This is a genomic window from Kitasatospora sp. NPDC004745 (assembly GCF_042873275.1).
In the GTDB taxonomy this organism is placed as follows: domain Bacteria; phylum Actinomycetota; class Actinomycetes; order Streptomycetales; family Streptomycetaceae; genus Kitasatospora.
Window position 1 is genome coordinate 187048 of record NZ_JBIALK010000014.1, and the last position, 18561, is coordinate 205608.

Genomic DNA, 18561 nt, shown 5'->3' on the forward strand with positions numbered 1-18561 from the left:
TCCTCACCGATGCCCACGCCCACCGCGTACCGCTCGCCCCGGGCGGCCGCGACCGCCGCCGTCGTCCTGCTCGCCGTCGTCGGCGCGGCGACGCTGTTCGTGCTGGCCACCGACGTCCGCCTGTTCTCGCTGGCCGGAGGCCTCGCCAGCGGCGTCGTCCTGGCCGAGCAGGCCGACTTCACGGACGTGGACCAGCTGCAGCAGACGGCGGGCACGATCCACCTCGTGGCCTTCCTGGTCTCGGCGGTCGTCTTCGTCAACTGGTTCCAGCGGGTGCGGGCGAACGCGGGGGTGTTCGACCCGCTCGGGCACCGGTTCTCGCAGGGCTGGGCGGTCGGCGGCTGGGTCGTCCCCGTCGGGACGCTCTGGATCCCCCGTCAGATCGCCGGTGACATCTGGAAGGCCAGCGGCCGGCCGGACGAGTCGGGGGTGCGCCCGCCGGCGCCGCAGGGGCTGCTCAACCTCTGGTGGGGCGCCTTCTGGATCTCGAACCTGCTGGAGCGGATCGGCTCCCGGATCAACTCCGGGGCGGCCGACTGGGGCAGCTACCGGACGTCACTGCTCTGGATCATGGCCTCCGACGTGCTGGAGCTGGTCGCCGCGGGCCTCGCCGCCGCGGTGGTGCTCAGGCTGACGGGCATGCAGGAGCAGCGCTGCGCCGAGTCCACGGTCGGTCCCCACGGCGTGCACATCTCCGCCGTCGAGGGCTGACCCACCCGGCGCGGGGCCCGTTCCACGGCACGCGTAAGGAACGGGCCCGCACCGGGCGCCGGCTCAGTCGTGGGCGAGCGCCACCGCGCAACCGATCGCGATGAGCACGACCACGCCCCACAGGTGGCCGCCGCCGGCCGACAACTTCTCCTCGCTGATGCCGAGTTCGCCGACCAGCCGGCGGACGGCCGGCACGTCCTGCCGGACCAGGGCGTTCTGGAGGTCCAGGTGTTTCTCCGGGTACTTCTCGAGCGAGGTGAGGATGGCCCTGAGGTCGCTCGTGGCCAGCTCGACGTGCTTCGGGTCGAACTTCTCCGGTGTCGCCACCTTCATGATCCGGTCGCTGGTCACCGGTACGCCGTTGACGTCCTTCGTGACGTCGGCAAATCCCATGATCAAACTCATCTGCGGTACCCCTGTCGGCTGTCGGCCCCTTCTCGGTGAGGGGCCGCCGTGGTCATCGTGACCTCGCGGGGAGGGAGCCGGCCAACGGTGCTGGGCTGTCCAGCCGACGGCGCTCCGGGGCGCGGCGCCGCGCGTGGACGCGGGGCCCGGAGTGCCGTCGGCGGTTCGGCGTCCGGTGGTTCAGACGTCCGGCGGTTCAGGTGTTCGGCGGTTCAGGCGAGGACGAGGGCGTCCCACTGCTCCCGGGTGGGGCCGTCGTGCCGGGGGGAGAATTCCGGGCGGGCGTCGAGCCAGGCGGTGACGTGGCGTTCCACCTCGTCGCTGCCGTAGGCGTCCGCGGCCGACCGCACCAGGTGGCGCACCTGGGCGCGGGCCCGCATCACGACCGGGTCCTCGAAGGCGCAGGCGGACAGCGCGGCGGCGCGCCGTTCGGCGAGGGTCGTGCCCTCGGCGAGGCGCTGCTCGGCGGCTTGGTCGGCCTTGACCTGCGCGTCGAACCACGGGCGGAGGGACTGCCGCGTCCAGGCGTGGTAGTCGGCCGGGTCGGCGGCGATCCGGTCGGCGTGGGAGGCGAGCTGCTGGGCGGCCTGCAGGCCCAGGGCGACGCCGTGGCCGAGGGTGGGGTTGGTGTGGACGAGGCTGTCCCCGGCGTTGACCAGGCCGGTGACGACCGGTCCGGCCTCGTCGACGAGCGAGGTCCAGCGGTTGTCCAGGCCGGCCATCGGCAGGACGGCGGACTGCGGCTCCGGGTCGAGGTCGAGCCAGGCGGCGGTCGCGGGGAAGGTGCGGGCGACCGCCTCGAACACCGCGGGGTCGGTGAGCGCGGTGCGCGTCGGGTCACCGGTGGAGAGCACCATGCTCAGCGCGAAGGTGTCGTTGTCGGAGGGGAAGACACCGGCGAGCGCGAAGGCCGCGGTGGAGCCGTTCTGCACCCGCCCGGGGTTGCGCGGTCCTTCGGCGCGCAGGCGGTACCAGCGGCACAGGTAGGTGATCCCGGTGCGGTGGCTCTCGACCACGGGCGGTCGGCAGCCGGCCGAGACCAGCCAGCCGGGGACGGGCGAGCGGCGCCCGGCCGCGTCGACGACGAGGTCGGTCGGGTGGGTGTGCGCACCGGCCCGCACGCCGGTGACGCGGTCCGGGAGGTCCGGCCGGTCCGGGTCGTCCAGTGCGAAGTCGAGGCCGGTCACCCGGACGCCCCGCCGCACCTCGACGGTGGGTTCCCGCCGCACGGCCGCGGCCAGGGCCGCCTCCAGCACGATCCGGCGGGTGCGCAGGGTCACCAGCTCCTCGTCGCCGGGCCGGTGCGGAGGGTGCTCGTCGAACCAGTCGAAGTCGTGGTACTCCCGGGCCCCGCGGGCCAGCAGGTCCGCGTGGACGTCGGGGGCCTCGGCGCGCAGGACGGTGCGCACCGGGGCGAGGAAGGAGTGGGGCTGGTTGGCCTGCGGTATTCGGGGCCGGTTCCAGTCGTGGAAGTCGCGGTCGAGGTCGTCCCCGGCCTGGCGCGCGTCCTGTTCGAAGAGCGTGACCGGATGGCCCCGCCGGCCGAGCATGAGCGCCGTTCCCAGCCCACTGATACCGCCACCGATCACTGCAACCCGCGCCACTGGCTCCCCTTAGCTCTCGCGTCGTGTTGCGGAACGATCTTACCCGGTGGCACTGCGGCGCAGGTGGGGAGGGGGGCGCCTGCGCGCCCGGGGCCGGTCAGTCGACGTGCAGCGTGAGCTCCGCGGTGTGGACCCGGCCGTCGGTCTGGAACTGGAGGAAGACCCGCCAGTCGCCGGGCTCGCCGAGCAGGGCGAGGAAGGTGAGCGTCGGGCCGCCGTGGTCGCCGTCCACGGTGCCGGTCGGGTGGAGGTGTGCCAGGGACTGGTCGCCCTGGTGGAAGGCGCTCAGGTGGGCGTAGCTGTCCAGGTAGGGCTGGAGGTCGGTGACCGGGCTGCCGTCCCGGGTGACGGTCGCCGTCAACTGGTGGGCGCCGGCCATCGGTTCGGCGCGCAGCGCGACGGTGTAGCCGTCGACGGTGGCGCTGCTGGCCGGGGCGGGCAGCGTTACGGCGGCGGCCCGGCCGGGCACGGTGACGGTGCGGCTCAGGACGAGCTCCTGCCCGCGGCGGGCGTCGGCGGGGACGAACGAGGCGTACAGCCGCCAGGTGCCGGAGGCGAGGTCGGCGAGCTCGGCGGTCCAGGTGCCGTCGGGGGCCATCTCCGGGTGGAGGTGCTGGTAACCGGTGAGGTCGGTGCGGATCGCGTAGAAGTGCAACGTGCGGGCCTGGTGGGCGGTGAAGGCGGTGACCGGCGCGCCGTTCGGCCCGATGACGCGGAAGCGGAAGGCGTTCGGGCGGCCCGCGGGCAGTTCGGTGGTGCCGGTGTCGAGCCGGTAGCCGTCCTGCTCGGCGGCGAGCCCCTGGCCGAGCGCCTGGCCGAGCGCCTGGGAGAGCCCCGGGTCGGTCGGGGAGGCGGTGGCCGGGCCGCTGGGCCGGGGGTCGGGACTGGCCGGTGGCGCGGTCGCGACGACCCCGAGGACGAGCAGCGCGGGGATGCAGGAGGCGAGCAGCCAGCCTCGGGCGAACGGACGGGGGGCGGCGGTCACCGGTGGATCCTTCCCGTGGCGGCGGGCGTGCCTGCGGGCGGCGCCCGGGGCCGAGGGGTTCGGCCTCACAGGAGTGGAGACCGCCGGCGGGCCCGGCGATAACGGAAAAGTCCGATCAATCGTTCGGATTCTCCCCCCGGTCGGCGCCGGCGGCCCTCGCCCCTACCGTTCGGTGCTGCGGGGCAGGACGGGCTTCACGTCCAGCACCGGGGTGCCGTCGACGGCCTCCAGGTCGCTGACGCGCAGGCGCGGCCCGTCCTCGGCCAGCAGGTCGACGGCGAGGATGGTGACCCGGTGCAGTCCGATCGGGTTGGGGCGATCGGGCGAGCGGGTGGCGAAGACCCCGGTCTCGGGCCGGGAGAGGTCTCCGCGGGGGTGGACGGCGAGCACGCCGCGGTCGGCCCGGTCGAGCCAGGTGAGCAGCAGGACGTCCTGTCCGACCCGGAGGTCGCGCAGGCCGCGCTCCACCGAGGGGTCGAAGCGGAGCCAGGCGTCGGGGCCGCCCTCGTCGCCCTGTTTGGGGGCGTCCGCGCGGTGGAGCAGCGGTGACTCCACCCGGCCGATGGCCCGGGCCCGGTAGTGCTCGTCCGTCATCGTTCGTTCCCTCTCCGCGTGGTGGACGCCGCCCGGTCGGTGCCCGGTCGGTGCCCGGTCGGCGCCCGGGCGTCCGGTGGGTCGCCGCCGGTGGGGGCGTCGTGCGTCACCGTCCTACCAGAGGGGCGTCCGGGCCGCCGGGCGTCGGGGCGGCCCGCCGTCGCGTCCGGCTGCGGTGGACCAGTGCGCCGACCAGGGCGCAGGCGGTGGCGACGGCCAGCAGGACGACGTCGAAGAATCCGGCGAGGACGAGGTCCGCCCGGCCCGCCCCGGCCGCGGCGGAGAACTCCGGGTCGACCAGCCCGCCCGGGTCCTCGGTGACGTCGACCTGCTCCCCGACGGTGTCACCCGCCTGGCAGTGGACGCTCCGGACCCGTCCGGGCGCGTCCGCGTACCGCACGGCGCAGCGGTAGCTGGTCGTCCTGCCGTGGATCTCCCGCACCTCGGTGACCGTGCCGGAGTGGGCGACGCCGCGGGCCGTCAGCACGGTCGCCTGCGCGGTGCTCATGCTCAGCAGGGGTACCGCGATCACCGGGCCGAACACCAGCGCCAGCGCCACCCGCCGCAGGACGCCCGTCGGGCAGAGGCAGCACAGGGCGGTGATCAGACCGACGAGCCCGGTGATCACGAGAACCAGGGCGGGCGCCAGCAGCCAGGGGCCGAAGGCGCCGAGCGCGCCGCCGACCGGCAGCAGGACGGCCGCGGCGGGGAGCCACAGGGCCGTCAGCAGCGGGCGCGCCGGCCACGCGTCGTCACTTCCGCGGCTCCTGCGCCGTCGTGGGCGCCGCGGCGCGGGCACGTCGTTCGTCATGGCGGGAGATCCTGCCAGGTGACCCGGACAGCGGGTGCGGCGGGCGCTTCGGCGGGTGCCACCGCCGGGTGGCGGGCGCTTCGGACGGGTGCCACCGCCGGGTGGCGGGCGGGCCGGACGCGTCGCAGGCCTCGGGGGCCTCAGGCGCGGCTGCGGGCCGGCTCCCGGTCGGCCCGCGGCGCCGGCTCGCGGCGGGGGAGCAGCAGCGGGGTCGCCAGGGCGAGCAGTCCGGCGGCGGCGAGGGCGGTGCGCGGGCCGGTGACGCCGGCGAGCAGTCCGCCGAGCGCGGTGAGGACGGCGACGGAGGCCTGCTGGCCGATCGACCAGGCGGCCAGGGTCCGGGCCACGAGGTGCCCGGGCGTGCGTTCGAGCCGGTAGGTGGCGAGCACCGGGGTGTACAGGCTCATGTGGACGATGATCGCCAGCTCGACGGCGATCACCGTGACCAGGCCGGTCACGCCGGGGCGGACGAAGGCGAGGCCGATCAGCCAGACCACGCGCAGGGTGCCGACGGTCCGCAGGACCCGGCGCCGGCCGTGCCGGGCCACGACACGGCGGGCCAGCCGCGATCCGACGAGCCCGCCGAGGCAGGGCAGGGCGAAGGCGAGGCCGTACTCCCAGGGAGCGAACCCGAGCCGGCGGACGAGGAGCACGGCCAGCACCGGTTCGGTGGCCATGATCAGGCCGGAGACGAGCAGGTTGTTGAGGTACAGCGCCCGCAGCCCGGGATCGCCGAGGATGTGGCGCCAGCCGTCCAGCACCGCGCCCGCCCGCACCGGGCTGCCGCCGGTCGGCCGCGGTGCCTCCCGGTCCCGGATCGCGCTGACGGCCAGGGCGGAGAACAGGTAGCTGACCGCGTCGGCCAGCACGGTGGCGACCGGGCCGAACAGGCCGATCGCGGCGCCGCCCAGGGGCGGTCCCACCGCGAGGGAGCTCCAGGTGGTGGACTCGAAACGGGCGTTGGCCACCAGCAGGTCCTCCGGTCGGACGAGGGTCTTGAGGTACGCGCCGGAGGCCGCGGTGAACGCGATCCTGGCGGCGGCGACCACGGCCGAGACCGCCAGCAGCTGGGCGAAGCCGAGCACACCCAGGGCGTACGCGGCCGGGACCGTCGCCATGGCCGCGAACCTGGTCAGGTCCATGGCGATCATGACGGGGCGCCTGCGCCGGACCTCCACCCACGGTGCGAGCGGAAGCGCGATCAGCGCGCCCACCGCGGGCCCGACCGCCGACAGGGCGGACACCTCGGCGGGGCCGGCGTGCACCACCAGCACGGCGACCAGCGGCAGTGCCCCGAACCCCAGCCCGGAGCCGTAGGCGCTGACCGCGTACGCCGACCACAGCCAGCCGAACTCCCGGCCCAACGGCCTCCTGCCCACCATGCCCAGCACGCTCCCCTGCCCGCCCCGACCGAACAAACCCGAGTTGACCGGAGAGAGCCAACCGGTCCGGACAAGCGCAGGTCAAACAACCTCATGGGCCCACACCCACAACCATCCGTTGTTCCCTACAGTGGGTCGGCATGGACCTCGAAGCCGTACGCACCTTCGCCGCCGTCGCGGAGGCGGGCCAGTTCCAGCTGGCCGCCGCCGAGCTGTCGATCACCCAGCAGGCCGTCTCCAAGCGCGTCGCCGCCCTGGAGCGCGACCTCGGAGTGCGCCTGTTCACCCGCACGCCCCGCGGCGCCGACCTCACCATCGACGGCCAGGCGTTCCTGCCCCACGCCCGCGAGCTGCTGCGCGTCGCCGAGCGCGCGGCCGGATCCGTGCGCACCGACCGCCGCCCGCTGCGGGTGGACGTGATCAACTCGCGCGGCGCGGCCTCGGCGCTGATGCGCGGCTTCCACCGCACGCACCCCGGGATCGACCTGGACGTGCTGATGCTCCTCGACATCGAGAACGCCGTGGCCGCCATCCGCTCCGGCGCGATCGACGCGTCCTTCCGCGCCGTCGCGATGCCCGGCCGGCCGCTCCCCGAGGACATCGCCTCCGTCCGGGTGGTCGACGAAACCCTGCAGCTCCTCACCGGCCCCGCCCACGCCCTGGCGGAGGCACGGTCGGTGACCCCCGCCGAGCTCGCCGGCCACCGGATCTGGATCCCCGGCATCGTCCCCGGCAGCGAATGGGGCGCCTACTACGACGACCTCGCCGCCGAGTTCGGTCTCACCATCGAGGCCACCGGCCCCAACTTCGGCTCCGACGCCCTGCTCGACACCATCGCCGACACCCCGGCCCTGGCCACCTTCACGGGAGTGGACACCCGCCTGGTCTGGCCCACCGGCCACGGGCTGCGCCGCATCCCGGTGACCGCTCCGACGCCCGTCTACCCGCACTCGCTGCTGTGGCACCGGGACAACCCCCACCCGGCGCTGGCCACCCTGCGCACCCACCTGGCCGCGACGGCGGCCGGCCACGACGCGGCCGGGACCTGGCGGCCGGGCTGGGTGTCCCCGCGCTGAACGCGGCGCCAGGGCCGCGCGCGTTCGAGGGAGCCGGGGCCGAACGGGCCGGGATCGGACGTGTTGGGTCCGGACGGGCCGGGTTCGCGCGCCCCGGGCCGGGCGGGCCCGCTCAGACCGTCGCGACCCTGGCGGGCTCCGGGGGCCAGGTGCCGGCGGCCAGCACACCGGTGGCGTAGGCGTGGGCGACCAGCGCGGTGCGGTTGGGCACCTGCCAGCGCCGGCTCAGCCGGGCGAGGTGGTAGTTGACGCCGTCCGGGGTGAGCCCGATCTCCCGGGCGATGTGGGCGGTGGTGGCGCCCCGGGCGGCGGCGGCCAGGATCCGGGCCTCGACCGGGCTGGCCTCGGCGCGCCGGTCCGCCGGCGGCACGGCGGGCGCGGGCGCGGGCGCGTCCACGCGGCTGAGCGAGAGCAGCAGGGAGGGCGTCTCCTCCGGGGTGTCGCCGACCAGGTCGACGGTCATCTCGCCGTGCCGCCGGGTGCCGTCGGCGGGGGACCAGGAGACCCGGGCCGGGTACCGCGAGCGGCGGTGCAGCCGGACGGCCTCGGCCAGGGCCGGCAGGGTGGCGCTGTCCCGGAGGGTGAAGAACTCCAGGATCCTCCGGTTCCGCAGCTGGCCCGGCAGGAGGCCGAACTCGGCGGCCATCGCCCGGTTGGCGATCAGCAGGCGGCCGCCGAACTCGCAGACGGCGATGGGCATCGACACGTGGTCGAGCAGCCGCAGGGCGCGGTTGCGCCAGACCACCGCGGGGTTCTGCCGGGGGTCCGTCGCCAGCCCGCATTCGTCGATGGCTCCCATGCGCCGTTCGTCTCCTCCGGTAGCCGGGTGGGTCGGGTCCGCAGGGTCGGCAGGCAGACCTGACGGTTCGTAGGCAAGTCTGCGGACCGCGTCGGCACTACACAATCATGTAGTGACCGCGGCCCGCGGGTCCGTACGGCGGCTCAGAGTGGAGGGAGAGCCGACAACGTTCCTGCTGCGGAAGGCGGACCACTGATGACGGACACCGTGCCGGACTCCTCGACCGGGTCCCTGGCCACGTCCCTGACCGGGTTCCTGACCGAGTTCCTACCCGACTCGTCGACCGAGTCCCTGACCGAGCCCCTGACCCGGGCGTCGGCCGGTGCCATGACCGGAGTTCCGGTGGTGGACATCTCCTCGGCCCCTCCGACGGCCGCCCCCGTCCTGCGCACCCTGGAACTGGGCAGAACACACGGCCCCGCCTTCGTCCAGCGGCTGCACGGCCGGGACACCCTGATCGTCGGCAGCCTGGACCTGGTCGCCGAGCTGGCCGACGAGGAGCGCTTCACCAAGGCGATCGGCCCGGCGCTGGAGAACGTCCGCGAGTTCACCGGGGACGGCCTGTTCACCGCCTACAACGGCGAGCCGAACTGGTCCAGGGCGCACGACATCCTGATGCCCGCCTTCGCCCTCGGCTCGATGCGCACCTACCACCCGGTGATGCTGCGGGTGGCCCGCCGGCTGATCGACACCTGGGACCGTCGGGCGGCCGCCGGACTGACGGTGGACGTGTCCGGCGACATGACCCGGATGACCCTGGACACCATCGGGCTGGCCGGGTTCGGCTTCGACTTCGGCTCCTTCGAGCGGGACGAGCCGCACCCGTTCGTCGAGGCGATGGTGCGCTGCCTGGAATGGGCGATGACCAGGCTCATCCGCTCCCCGGAGCTCGACCACACCGAACGTGACGAGGCCTTCCGCCGGGACGCCGACTACCTGGCCTCGGTGGTGGACGAGGTGATCGCGGCGCGCACCTCGGACGGGCGGCAGGACGGCGCACCGGCCGCTGCGACGCATGGGGAGCCGGCCGAGGATTTGCTCGGCCTGATGCTGGGCGCGGTCCACCCCGCCGACGGGACGCGGCTGGACCCGGCGAACATCCGCAACCAGGTGATCACCTTCCTGATCGCCGGGCACGAGACCACCTCGGGCGCGCTGTCCTTCGCGCTCTACCACCTCGTCAAGCACCCGTCCGTGCTGCGGCAGGTCCAGCAGGAGGTGGACGTGCTCTGGGGCGACCAGGCCGACCCGCAGCCCTCCTACGAGGACGTCGGACGGCTGCGCCACACCCGGCAGGTGCTCAACGAGGCGCTGCGACTGTGGCCGACGGCCCCCGCCTTCAGCCGCGAGGCCCGGGCGGACACCCTGCTCGGCGGCCGGATCCCGGTCCGCGCCGGGGAGCCCGTCCTGGTGGCGACCACGATGCTGCACCGGGACCCGGCCTGGGGCGACAACCCGGAGCTGTTCGACCCGTCCCGGTTCGACCCGGAGGCGGAGGCGGCGCGCTCGCCGCACGCCTTCAAGCCCTTCGGCACCGGCGAACGGGCCTGCATCGGGCGGCAGTTCGCGCTGCACGAGGCGACCATGCTGCTCGCCATGCTGGTGCACCGCTACCGGCTGATCGACCACGCGGACTACCGGCTCGCCGTCAAGCAGACCCTCACCATCAAGCCCGACGGCTTCACCCTCGCCCTCGCCCCGCGCACGCCCACACCCCCGGCCGCCGCCGACACCCCCTCCGCACCCGACGCACCCGACTCACCCGCACGCGCCGCGACCGGTCGGCCCGGACGCGTCCGCCAGGGCACCGGCCTGCTGCTCCTGCACGGCTCCAACTACGGGGCCTGCCGCGAGTTCACCCGGCAGCTCGCGGAGGCGGCCGCCGAGCTCGGCTGCGAGACCGCGACCGCCCCGCTGGACGCCTACGCGGACGGGCTGCCCACCGGCCGCCCGGTGGTGATCACCGCCGCCTCCTACAACGGGCAACCGACCGACGACGCGGCCGGGTTCGTCCGGAGCCTGCGGGAGTCGCCGGACGGCGCGGCCGACGGCGTCGAGTACGCGGTGCTGGGCATCGGCGACCGCACCTACGCCGCCACCTACCAGCGCGTCCCGGTGCTGATCGACGAGCGGCTCGCCGCCCTCGGCGGTACCCGGCTGCTCACCCGTGGCGAGGCCGACGCCTCCGGCGACCTGGCCGGCGCGGTGGAGGCGTTCACCACCGCCCTGCGCGACCTCCTGCTGGAGCGGTACGGGGACGCCGAGGCGCCCGCCGAACGCCCGGTGGAGGAGGCGGCGGCCTACACGGTGACCGAACTGGTCGGCGGCCCGCTGGACGCGCTGGCCGCCCGGCACGGTATGAGCGAACTCACCGTCACCGAGGTCGGCCACCTGACCGACCCGGGATACCCCCGGGTGAAGCGGCTGGTCCGCCTGAGGCTGCCGGCGGGCGTCGACTACCGGACGGCCGACCACCTCACCGTGCTGCCGGCCAACGACCCGGCGCTGGTCGAGCGGGCCGCCGGGCTGTTCGGCGCCGACCCGGAGACGGTGCTCTCCGTCGTGGCGCACCGGCGCACCGGCCCGGCCGTCGACCGCCCGCTGACCGTCCGCGAACTGCTCACCCACCACGTGGAGTTGCAGGACCGGCCGACCGCCGCGCAGCGCGCCGCACTGGCCGCGCTCAACCCCTGCCCGCCCGAGCGCGCCGCCCTGGCCGGGCTCCGCGAGGACGACCCGCGCACCCTGCTGGACCTGATCGAGGACCACCCGGCCCTGCGCGGGGTGCTGACCTGGCCGGTGCTGCTGGAGCTGCTGCCGCCGATCCGCCCCCGGCACTACTCGATCTCCTCCTCTCCCACCGGCGACGCGCGGCAGGTCGACCTGATGGTCTCCGTGCTCAGCGCCCCCGCCCGTTCGGGCCGCGGCACCTTCCGCGGCACCGGCTCCGGGTACCTGGACCGGCTGGCCGTCGGGGCGACCGTGCTGGCCCGGGTCCGGCCCTGCCGGGAGGTGTTCCGCATCGGCCACCGCGCCCCGGTGATCATGATCGCGGCGGGCACCGGGCTGGCGCCCTTCCGCGGTGCCGTGGCCGACCGCCGCGCGCTGCTCGCCACGGGGGCCGAACTCTCCCCGGCGCTGCTGTACTTCGGCTGCGACGACGCGGCGGCCGACTACCTGCACCGGGGCGAACTCGAGGCGGCCGAGCGGGCCGGCGCGGTGTCGCTGCGGCCCGCGTTCAGCGAGCGGCCCGTCGACGGGCGGCGCTTCGTCCAGGACCGCGTCGCGGCCGAGGGGGCGGAGGTCTGGGCGCTGCTCGCGGCCGGCGCGCAGGTGTACGTGTGCGGGGACGGCGCCCGGATGGCGCCGGGCGTGCGGGCCGCCTTCCGCGACCTCTTCCTGCGGCGGACGCCGGGCGCGGACGAGCAGCGGGCCCGCGGCTGGCTCCAGGGGCTGGTCGAGGACGGCCGCTACGTGGAGGACGTGTACGCGGGCTGACCCGGCGCCGGGTGACCGGCCGGTTCCGCCGGAGGGCCGTGGCGCCCCCGGCGGAACCGTACGCGGGCGTCAGACCGGCAGTGACCAGTACTGGTTGGCCTGGTGGTCGCCGCAGGTCCACAGCTGCACCCGGGTGCCGTTGGCGCTGCCGCCGCCGTAGACGTCCAGGCAGAGGCCGGAGCCGGCGAGCGTGCCGTCCGGCCCGGCCGTCCACTGCTGGAGCCCGCTGCCGCAGGTGCTCAGCACCACCGCGCTGCCGGCCGTGGCGCCCGTGGCGGTCAGGCACTTGCCGAGGGTGCGGACGGTGCCGTCGGCGGCCCTGGCCCAGCGCTGGTTGGCGTTGCCGGTGCAGTCGTAGAGGATCACCGGGTTGCCGTCGGCGGTGCCGCTGCCGGAGTCGTCCAGGCAGCGGGCGCCGTTGCCGGTGACCTGCCCGGTGGGCACGGCGGCCGCACAGCCGGCGCCGGGGGTGAGCCGCCAGACGGCGGTGCCGTGGGCCGGGACGCTCTGGCTCAGGGCCGTCGAGGTGGTCGAGGTGGCGCCGGTCCAGAGGTCCCGGGCCGTGACGGTGCAGCCGGGCAGGCCGACGGCGCTCAGCGCGACGCCGAGCGTCTGCGTGCTGTTCGAGCGGTTGAGCACGGCCACCGCGCGGTCGCCCCCGGCGAGCGGCCTGGCCAGCACGTCGGCGGCCGCCGTGCTGGAGACCACGGCGGCCTGCCGGCCCAGCGGGTCCTGGTCGACGGCGATCAGCGCGGTGTTGCCGAGCGCGCCGAGGCCGGCCGCGGAGAGCCTGGAGACGTCGGAGGAGAGGATCAGCGGCGCGGCCGACATCGACCAGAGCGCGACCTGGCTGCGGGCCTCGTCGTCGGTCAGTCCGGCGTCGCCGGCGATCAGGAAGTCCGGGTCGTTCCAGTGGCCGGGCGAGGCGAAGGAGCCGATCCAGCGGTTGTAGCCGTAGTTGCCGAGGACGCTGGACCAGCGGCTCGCGTTCGGGTGCGCGGCGTCGTAGGTCGCGATGTCGTAGCCCTCGCGCCAGAGCTGGCCGTCCTGGCCGACCCAGGACAGCACCTTGAACCAGTCGGCGTTGCCCCACTCGCCGGACTGGAAGTAGGCGGGCGCGGACTCGGAGAAGACGATGTCCCGGCCGGCGGCGCGCAGCGCGGCCGCCTGGGCGTCGTAGGCCTGGCGGTAGGCCTGCTGCTGGCTCTGGCCGGGCGAGAGGTGGAGGTTGCAGCCGTCGAGCTTGAGGTAGTCGACGCCCCAGGCGGCGAAGGCGGCGGCGTCCTGGGCGAAGTGGTCGGGTTCGCCGCGGGTGCCGAGGCCACTGCCGGGGTAGCCGCCGCAGGTCGTGGAGCCGGCGTCCTCGTAGATGCCGAACCTCAGGCCGCGGGCGTGCAGGTAGGAGCCGAGCCAGGCCATGCCGTGCGGGAACTTGGCCGGGTCGGCGGTGAGGTTGCCGGCGGGGTCGCGGGCGGTGGACATCCAGCAGTCGTCCACGGTCACCGTGTCGTAGCCCTTGGCGGCGAGTCCGGTGGAGACCAGGGCGTCGGCGTTGGCGGTGACGGTGCGTTCGTCGATGGCGCACTGGTAGTGGGCCCAGTCGTTCCAGCCCATCGGCGGGGTGGCGGCGAGGGCTCGGGGGGTGGCTGCGGTGGCGGCGGGCTCGGGCGTGGGGGAGGCCTGGGCGGGTGCGGTGGACACCAGGGACAGGGCGAGCAGCGCGGCGGACAGGGCGCCGGCGGCGAGCCGGCGCCGGGGTGTGCGGGAGGGGGGCACGGCGGACTCCTTGCTCAGGGGGAGGTGAGGAGAAGTGCGCCCCAAGTGCACTGCGTCTGCGCAGTACTGTCAATATGAATGACCTAATGAGCAACTCTGAGCAGAGTCTGCCGAGTTCTGGACACAGGGTTTGCCGCGGCGCTCCCGCGCAGGGGAGCGCCCGGTCAGGCGGGCAGACCGACCGCGCGCTCGCGGTTGCGGCGCTGCTGGATGACGACGGCGGCGACCAGCAGGGCGCCCTGGGCGACGTTCTGCCAGAAGGAGTTGATGCCCTGCACGGTGAGGCCGTTCTGCAGCGCGCCGAGCAGGGCGACGGCGAGCAGCGTGCCGCCGACACCGCCCCGGCCGCCCTTGAGGGCGCAGCCGCCGAGGGCGGCGGCGGTGATCGACTGCAGCTCCAGGCCCTCGCTGCCGGAGACGGGCTGGCCGCTGCCGGTACGGGCGGTGAGCAGGACACCCGCCAGGGCCGCGACGGTGCCGGAGAGGGCGTAGGCCGCGAGGAGGTACTTGTTGAGGTTGATGCCGGCCAGGCGGGCGGCGGTGTCGTTGCCGCCGATCGCGTAGACGTTGCGGCCGATGTCGGTGTACGTGAGCAGGGCGTGCACGGCGACGGCCGTGAGGATCAGCAGCCAGACCATGGTGGGCAGGCCGGCGATCCTGCCGCGGCTGAGGAAGACGAACACCGGATCGCCCAGGACGTAGCCCTGGGCGCGGCCGTCCGAGACGAGTTGGGCGACGCCCTTGTAGGCGGCGAGCCCGGCGAGGGTGGCGATGGTGGGGTTGACCCGGCCGTAGACGATCACGGCCCCGTTGAAGAGACCGATGCCCGTGCCGATGGCCAGAGCGGCGCCGATGCCGAGGTAGGGGTCGGCGCCGGCGGAGGTGAACACCATGGCGCTGGTGACGGAGGCGAGGCCGGCCTGGGAGCCGACCGAGATGTCCAGGCCGCCGCAGATGATCACGACGGTCTGCACGACGGCCAGCAGGCCGGAGATGGTGGCCGCCTCGGCGATGACCCGGATGTTGTCCCAGCCCACGAAGTTGGGGTCGAGCCAGCCGAACAGGGCGACCACGGCGACGAGGGCGCCGATCAGGCTGAGGTTCTGGCCGCCGATCGCGGCGAGCAGGCGGCGCGGGCCGCCGGACCGTGCGGGCAGGGCCCCGGCCTCGGGGGCCGGGGCGGTCGGGGGAGTGGCGGTGGTCATCGGGTCTCTCCGGTCTGGGCTGCGTCGGCGTCTGCGTCGGGGGTTGCGTCGGTGGCGCTGGCGGCCGCTGCGTCGGCGCAGGCGCCGGTGGTGGTGGGGTCGGCGGGCGCGGCGAGGTCCTCGGCCATGGCGAGGGCGAGGACGGCCTCCTCCGTCGCCTGGTCGCGGCTGAGTTCGCCGGTCGTGCGGCCGTTCTGCATCACCACGATCCGGTCGGCCAGGCCGAGGACCTCGGGCAGTTCGGAGGAGATGACCAGGACGGCGGTGCCCTCGCGGGCGAGGTCGGCGATGATCCGGTAGATCTCGGCCTTGGCGCCGACGTCGACGCCGCGGGTGGGTTCGTCGAGGATCAGCAGGTCGGGCTTGCGGGCGAGCCAGCGGGCCAGGACGACCTTCTGCTGGTTGCCGCCGGAGAGGGTGCGGACGTCGGCCTCGACGGAGGGGGCGCGGACCCGCAGGCGGTCGGCGTACTCCTGGGCGAGGGCCCGCTCCTGGCGGCGCCGCACGAAGCGCCAGCGGCGGAGCCGGTGCAGGCTCACCAGGGAGGTGTTGTCGCGGATCGAGCGCTGCAGGAACAGCGCCTGGGCCTTGCGCTCCTCCGGGGCCAGGCCGATTCCGGCGGCGACGGCGTCACGCGGGTTCCGCAGCCGTAGCACCTCGCCGTTGAGGGCCACCGTGCCCGAGCGGACGGGGGCGTCGCCGGCCAGGGCGAGCGCGAGCTCGGAGCGCCCGGCGCCGATCAGGCCGGCCAGCGCGACCACCTCGCCCGCCCGGACCCGGAGACTGACACCGGCGACGTCGTCGGTGGTGAGGCCCCGGATGTCGAGGACCACGCGCTCGGTGGCGACCTGCTGACGGACGAACAGCGAGGAGAGGTCCCGGCCGACCATGAGGCGCACGAGCTCCGCCTCGTCGGTGGCGGCGGCCTCGACCACGCCGGCGACCCGGCCGTCGCGCAGTACGGCGATGCGGTCGGCGAGCCGGAAGACCTCCTTCATCCGGTGGGAGACGTAGACGACCGCGACGCCCGCGTCCCGCAGCCGTCCGATCAGGGCGAAGAGGGCCTCGACCTCGTGCTCGGAGAGCGAGGAGGTGGGCTCGTCGAAGGCGATCGCCCGGGGCGGGACGGAGCCGGTGAGGGCTCGCATGATCTCGACCAACTGGCGCTGGGCAGGGGTGAGTTCGGAGCCGAGCAGGTCGGGGTCGAGCACCTTGGCGAAGCCCAGCCGGGCCAGGTCCGCGGTGATCCGGCGACGCAGCCCGGCGCGGTCCAGGAGGCGCAGCCGGGTACGTGGCAACGCGCCGGCGTAGACGTTCTCGGCGACCGGCACGTGCGGGATGATCTCGGGCTCCTGCGGGATGATCCGGATCCCCGCGCGGCGGGCGTCCTGCGGGGAGTGCAGGTCGACGGTCTCGCCGTCCAGCAGGACGCGCCCCTCGGTGGGGCGGTGGTCGCCGGTGAGGATGCGCAGCAGGGTGGACTTGCCGGCGCCGTTCTCGCCCATCAGGGCGGTGACCCGGCCGGGAGGGAAGTCGAGCGTGACGCCCTCCAGCGCCCGGACGGCGCCGAAGCGCTTGGAAACGCCCTCGGCGCTCAGGCCCGGGGACCGGTTCGGTGGTGGGACGGGGGGCGGTACGGGTGTGGTCATCTGGGCCTCGTCGGCGGTGCGGTGCGAACGGTCGGGAGGGGCCGTGGGTCCGGCCGGGGGAGGGGCGCTCGCGTCCGGCCGGCGCGGCCGGGGGCGGGGCCTGCCGGGGCGACGCCCGCGGCGCGGTGGCGGGCCGCCACCGGTGGGCGCCGGACGAGGCGTCAGCTGCAGGTCACGCCCGCGGACCGCCAGGTGGCGGGGTCGACCATGGTGGTCGGGGCGAACGCCTCCTGCGGGAAGTCCTTGCCGTTCTTGAGCTTGTCGTACATGGTCTGCACCGACAGGGCGCCGACGTCCCGGCCGCTGATGAACAGGGCGGCCTTCATCCCGGAGGGCTTGCCGGCGGCCCAGTCCTTGCAGGCGAGGTAGGCGCCCAGGCCGACGCCGTCGATGTCGTCCGGGCTGATCCCGGCGTTCTGCAGGGCGGTGACGGCGCCCTGGACGTTCTCGTCGTTGCAGCCCCAGACCACCCAGTGCTTCACGCCGGGGTTGGCGGTGATGGTGGCGGCGACCTTGTCCTGCGCGCCGGTGGGGGAGTTGTCGGTGGCGACGTCGAGCAGCTGCACGCCCGGCACGGCCTGGTCGAAGGCGGCCCCGGCGGCCTTCACGCGGTCGCCGCAGACGGTGACGTCCTGCTTCCACGCGGAGATGATCCGGGTGTCGGCGGCGTTCCACCCGGCCTTCCGGAACTCCTCGGCGGCGCGCCGGCCGACCTGCTGGCCCATCTGCTGGCCGGAGAAGCCGATCCGCGGCACCAGGTCGGTCGCCGCGCACTGTGCCGGCGCCGGTCCGCTGGTGCAGACCTGGTCGTCGGAGGTGAGCAGTGCGGCCTTCGCGTCCCGGGCCGTCTGCACGACCTGCGGGCCGACCGCCGGGTCCGGCACCACGATGATCAGGCCGTTGCTCTTCCGGGCGATCGCGGCCTGCACTTCGCCGACCGTCCGGTTGGCGTCGTTGCCGAGGTTCACCACCTTCAGGTCGGCGCCCAGTTCGGCGGCCTTGGCCTTCGCGCCCGCGGCCTCGTCCACGAAGTACTGCTGGTCGCCCTGTTTCTGCAGGTAGGTGATCGAGACCTTGCCGGACACCGGCGCGACCGGGGCGTCGGCGGCGCCGGAGGAGGTCTGCCCGGTGGAGCAGGCGGTCAGCCCTAGGGAGGTGACCAGGCTCAGGGCGGCGATCGGGGCCAGTCGGCCACGGGGGGAGAGGTGCATGGCGGGGCTCCTGAGGGGTGGGGGACAAGCTACGGGAAACAACAGAAGCGATCAGAAAACATCGCAATCAAACGTGACGGTTCCTGGGAGGGTGCCCAGCTCGGAGGCGGGTCAAGCCCAGGTTTCGCGACGGGAGTCGGGGAGGCCTTGTGGTGGTGTCACCACGCCGCGGACGGTGGTGAGGTCGGTGGTTTGAGTCGTTATTTCCTCTGTCACAGCAGGTAGTTGCTGTGATCGGGCGCGCCTGTCGGCTGCTGCTCCGTTGCCCTGGACAGCTTCGAGCAAAGCCGGGGCAGCGTCAATAGGCCTGGCAGGGGCATGCCGGCAGGGCGGTCCGGGGCCCTCTGGTGGCCCCGGACTCGCCGTAGTTGCGTACCGTCAGGCTGGCTGAATTTGTTGATTGGTGTTTATATCTGGCGCCTGCTCCCCGCCCGTCCCCGTGGGGGAGGGCGGCCGTCGGCGTCCCGGGGGCCGTCAGGCGGGTGTCACCACGTCGAAGCGCTCGGCGCCGAGCACCCAGTGGCCGCGGCGCATGACGGCGACCAGGTCGTGGGTCTCGGAGTCGAGGGCGACGAGGTCGGCGAGTTTGCCGGTCTCGAGGGAGCCGGTGGTGTCGGCGAGGCCGAGCAGCCGGGCGGGGGTGGTGGAGAGCGACTCGACGGCCTGGGCGAGGGTCAACCCGCCCACGGTGACGGCCCGTTGGAACACCCGGTCGAGGGTCAGCGTGGAGCCTGCGATGGAGCTGCCGTCGGGGAGCATGGCGACGCCGTCCTGGACGCGGACCTGGAGGGGGCCGAGGGGGTAGAGGCCGTCGCCCATGCCGGCGGCGCCCATGGCGTCGGTGATCAGGGCGAC

Annotated in this window: 15 protein-coding genes; 3 read left to right on the top strand and 12 right to left on the bottom strand. The window is 74.6% G+C overall.

What is annotated here, in order from left to right; all coding sequences use genetic code 11:
• Positions 1-9 precede the first annotated feature (9 nt).
• A complete protein-coding gene (locus ACFYUY_RS23200; protein ID WP_387903099.1) occupies positions 10-711 on the top strand; it encodes a DUF4328 domain-containing protein in 702 nt (233 codons plus the stop codon).
• 63 nt (positions 712-774) lie between these two features.
• Here the strand turns inward: ACFYUY_RS23200 and ACFYUY_RS23205 are convergent, their stop codons facing one another.
• The 6 genes from ACFYUY_RS23205 to ACFYUY_RS23230 all read right to left on the bottom strand — a co-directional run bounded on the left by ACFYUY_RS23205 (position 775) and on the right by ACFYUY_RS23230 (position 6492).
• Entirely contained in the window at positions 775-1104 is a 330-nt protein-coding gene (locus ACFYUY_RS23205; protein ID WP_360219334.1) for a hypothetical protein, read from the bottom strand.
• Between the two features lie 224 nt (positions 1105-1328).
• The gene (locus ACFYUY_RS23210; RefSeq protein WP_360219331.1) at positions 1329-2720 is read right to left on the bottom strand and encodes an FAD-dependent oxidoreductase; all 1392 of its coding nucleotides are present in this window, start codon (positions 2718-2720) and stop codon (positions 1329-1331) included.
• A 97-nt stretch (positions 2721-2817) separates the two neighbouring features.
• A complete protein-coding gene (locus ACFYUY_RS23215) occupies positions 2818-3705 on the bottom strand; it encodes a hypothetical protein (protein ID WP_387903103.1) in 888 nt (295 codons plus the stop codon).
• Between the two features lie 162 nt (positions 3706-3867).
• Positions 3868-4299: a tRNA (N6-threonylcarbamoyladenosine(37)-N6)-methyltransferase TrmO gene (tsaA, locus tag ACFYUY_RS23220; protein WP_360219325.1), complete on the bottom strand. Its 432-nt coding sequence runs from the start codon at positions 4297-4299 to the stop codon at positions 3868-3870.
• 106 nt (positions 4300-4405) lie between these two features.
• On the bottom strand, positions 4406-5110 hold the full coding sequence (locus ACFYUY_RS23225; protein WP_387903105.1) for a hypothetical protein: 705 nt from the start codon (positions 5108-5110) through the stop codon (positions 4406-4408).
• Between the two features lie 140 nt (positions 5111-5250).
• Positions 5251-6492: an MFS transporter gene (locus ACFYUY_RS23230; protein WP_387903108.1), complete on the bottom strand. Its 1242-nt coding sequence runs from the start codon at positions 6490-6492 to the stop codon at positions 5251-5253.
• Between the two features lie 140 nt (positions 6493-6632).
• On the opposite strand from ACFYUY_RS23230, the gene ACFYUY_RS23235 reads away from it, so the two are divergent.
• Positions 6633-7568: a LysR family transcriptional regulator gene (locus ACFYUY_RS23235; RefSeq protein ID WP_360219316.1), complete on the top strand. Its 936-nt coding sequence runs from the start codon at positions 6633-6635 to the stop codon at positions 7566-7568.
• 112 nt (positions 7569-7680) lie between these two features.
• Here the strand turns inward: ACFYUY_RS23235 and ACFYUY_RS23240 are convergent, their stop codons facing one another.
• Positions 7681-8367, bottom strand: coding sequence for a LuxR C-terminal-related transcriptional regulator (locus tag ACFYUY_RS23240; protein ID WP_360219313.1), 687 nt, complete (start codon positions 8365-8367; stop codon positions 7681-7683).
• A 327-nt stretch (positions 8368-8694) separates the two neighbouring features.
• Between ACFYUY_RS23240 and ACFYUY_RS23245 the strand changes: the two genes are divergently transcribed.
• Complete coding sequence (locus tag ACFYUY_RS23245; RefSeq protein ID WP_387903137.1) at positions 8695-11865, top strand: bifunctional cytochrome P450/NADPH--P450 reductase; 3171 nt, start codon at positions 8695-8697, stop codon at positions 11863-11865.
• Between the two features lie 69 nt (positions 11866-11934).
• On the opposite strand, the gene ACFYUY_RS23250 is transcribed toward ACFYUY_RS23245, so the two are convergent.
• The 5 genes from ACFYUY_RS23250 to ACFYUY_RS23270 all read right to left on the bottom strand — a co-directional run.
• A complete protein-coding gene (locus tag ACFYUY_RS23250) occupies positions 11935-13641 on the bottom strand; it encodes a ricin-type beta-trefoil lectin domain protein (RefSeq protein WP_387903111.1) in 1707 nt (568 codons plus the stop codon).
• A gap of 164 nt (positions 13642-13805) precedes the next feature.
• Positions 13806-14846: an ABC transporter permease gene (locus ACFYUY_RS23255; protein ID WP_387903113.1), complete on the bottom strand. Its 1041-nt coding sequence runs from the start codon at positions 14844-14846 to the stop codon at positions 13806-13808.
• On the bottom strand, positions 14843-16495 hold the full coding sequence (locus ACFYUY_RS23260) for a sugar ABC transporter ATP-binding protein (protein ID WP_387903116.1): 1653 nt from the start codon (positions 16493-16495) through the stop codon (positions 14843-14845). The genes ACFYUY_RS23255 and ACFYUY_RS23260 overlap by 4 nt, the downstream gene beginning before the upstream one ends.
• A 161-nt stretch (positions 16496-16656) precedes the next feature.
• The gene (locus ACFYUY_RS23265) at positions 16657-17706 is read right to left on the bottom strand and encodes a substrate-binding domain-containing protein (RefSeq protein WP_387903118.1); all 1050 of its coding nucleotides are present in this window, start codon (positions 17704-17706) and stop codon (positions 16657-16659) included.
• Positions 17707-18180: 474 nt separating this feature from the next.
• Positions 18181-18561 (bottom strand): amidohydrolase family protein (locus ACFYUY_RS23270; protein ID WP_387903120.1); only part of this gene is annotated, 381 nt, incomplete at its 5' end.

Excerpts from the sequence above, each read along its gene's own strand:
- ACFYUY_RS23245 (WP_387903137.1), top strand. The coding sequence starts at position 8,695 with ATGACCGGAGTTCCGGTGGTGGACATCTCCTCGGCCCCTCCGACGGCC.
- ACFYUY_RS23225 (WP_387903105.1), bottom strand. The coding sequence starts at position 5,110 with ATGACGAACGACGTGCCCGCGCCGCGGCGCCCACGACGGCGCAGGAGC.
- ACFYUY_RS23205 (WP_360219334.1), bottom strand. The coding sequence starts at position 1,104 with ATGGGATTTGCCGACGTCACGAAGGACGTCAACGGCGTACCGGTGACC.
- ACFYUY_RS23235 (WP_360219316.1), top strand. The coding sequence starts at position 6,633 with ATGGACCTCGAAGCCGTACGCACCTTCGCCGCCGTCGCGGAGGCGGGC.
- ACFYUY_RS23255 (WP_387903113.1), bottom strand. The coding sequence starts at position 14,846 with ATGACCACCGCCACTCCCCCGACCGCCCCGGCCCCCGAGGCCGGGGCC.
- tsaA (WP_360219325.1), bottom strand. The coding sequence starts at position 4,299 with ATGACGGACGAGCACTACCGGGCCCGGGCCATCGGCCGGGTGGAGTCA.
- ACFYUY_RS23230 (WP_387903108.1), bottom strand. The coding sequence starts at position 6,492 with ATGGTGGGCAGGAGGCCGTTGGGCCGGGAGTTCGGCTGGCTGTGGTCG.
- ACFYUY_RS23260 (WP_387903116.1), bottom strand. The coding sequence starts at position 16,495 with ATGACCACACCCGTACCGCCCCCCGTCCCACCACCGAACCGGTCCCCG.
- ACFYUY_RS23265 (WP_387903118.1), bottom strand. The coding sequence starts at position 17,706 with ATGCACCTCTCCCCCCGTGGCCGACTGGCCCCGATCGCCGCCCTGAGC.
- ACFYUY_RS23200 (WP_387903099.1), top strand. The coding sequence starts at position 10 with ATGCCCACGCCCACCGCGTACCGCTCGCCCCGGGCGGCCGCGACCGCC.
- ACFYUY_RS23240 (WP_360219313.1), bottom strand. The coding sequence starts at position 8,367 with ATGGGAGCCATCGACGAATGCGGGCTGGCGACGGACCCCCGGCAGAAC.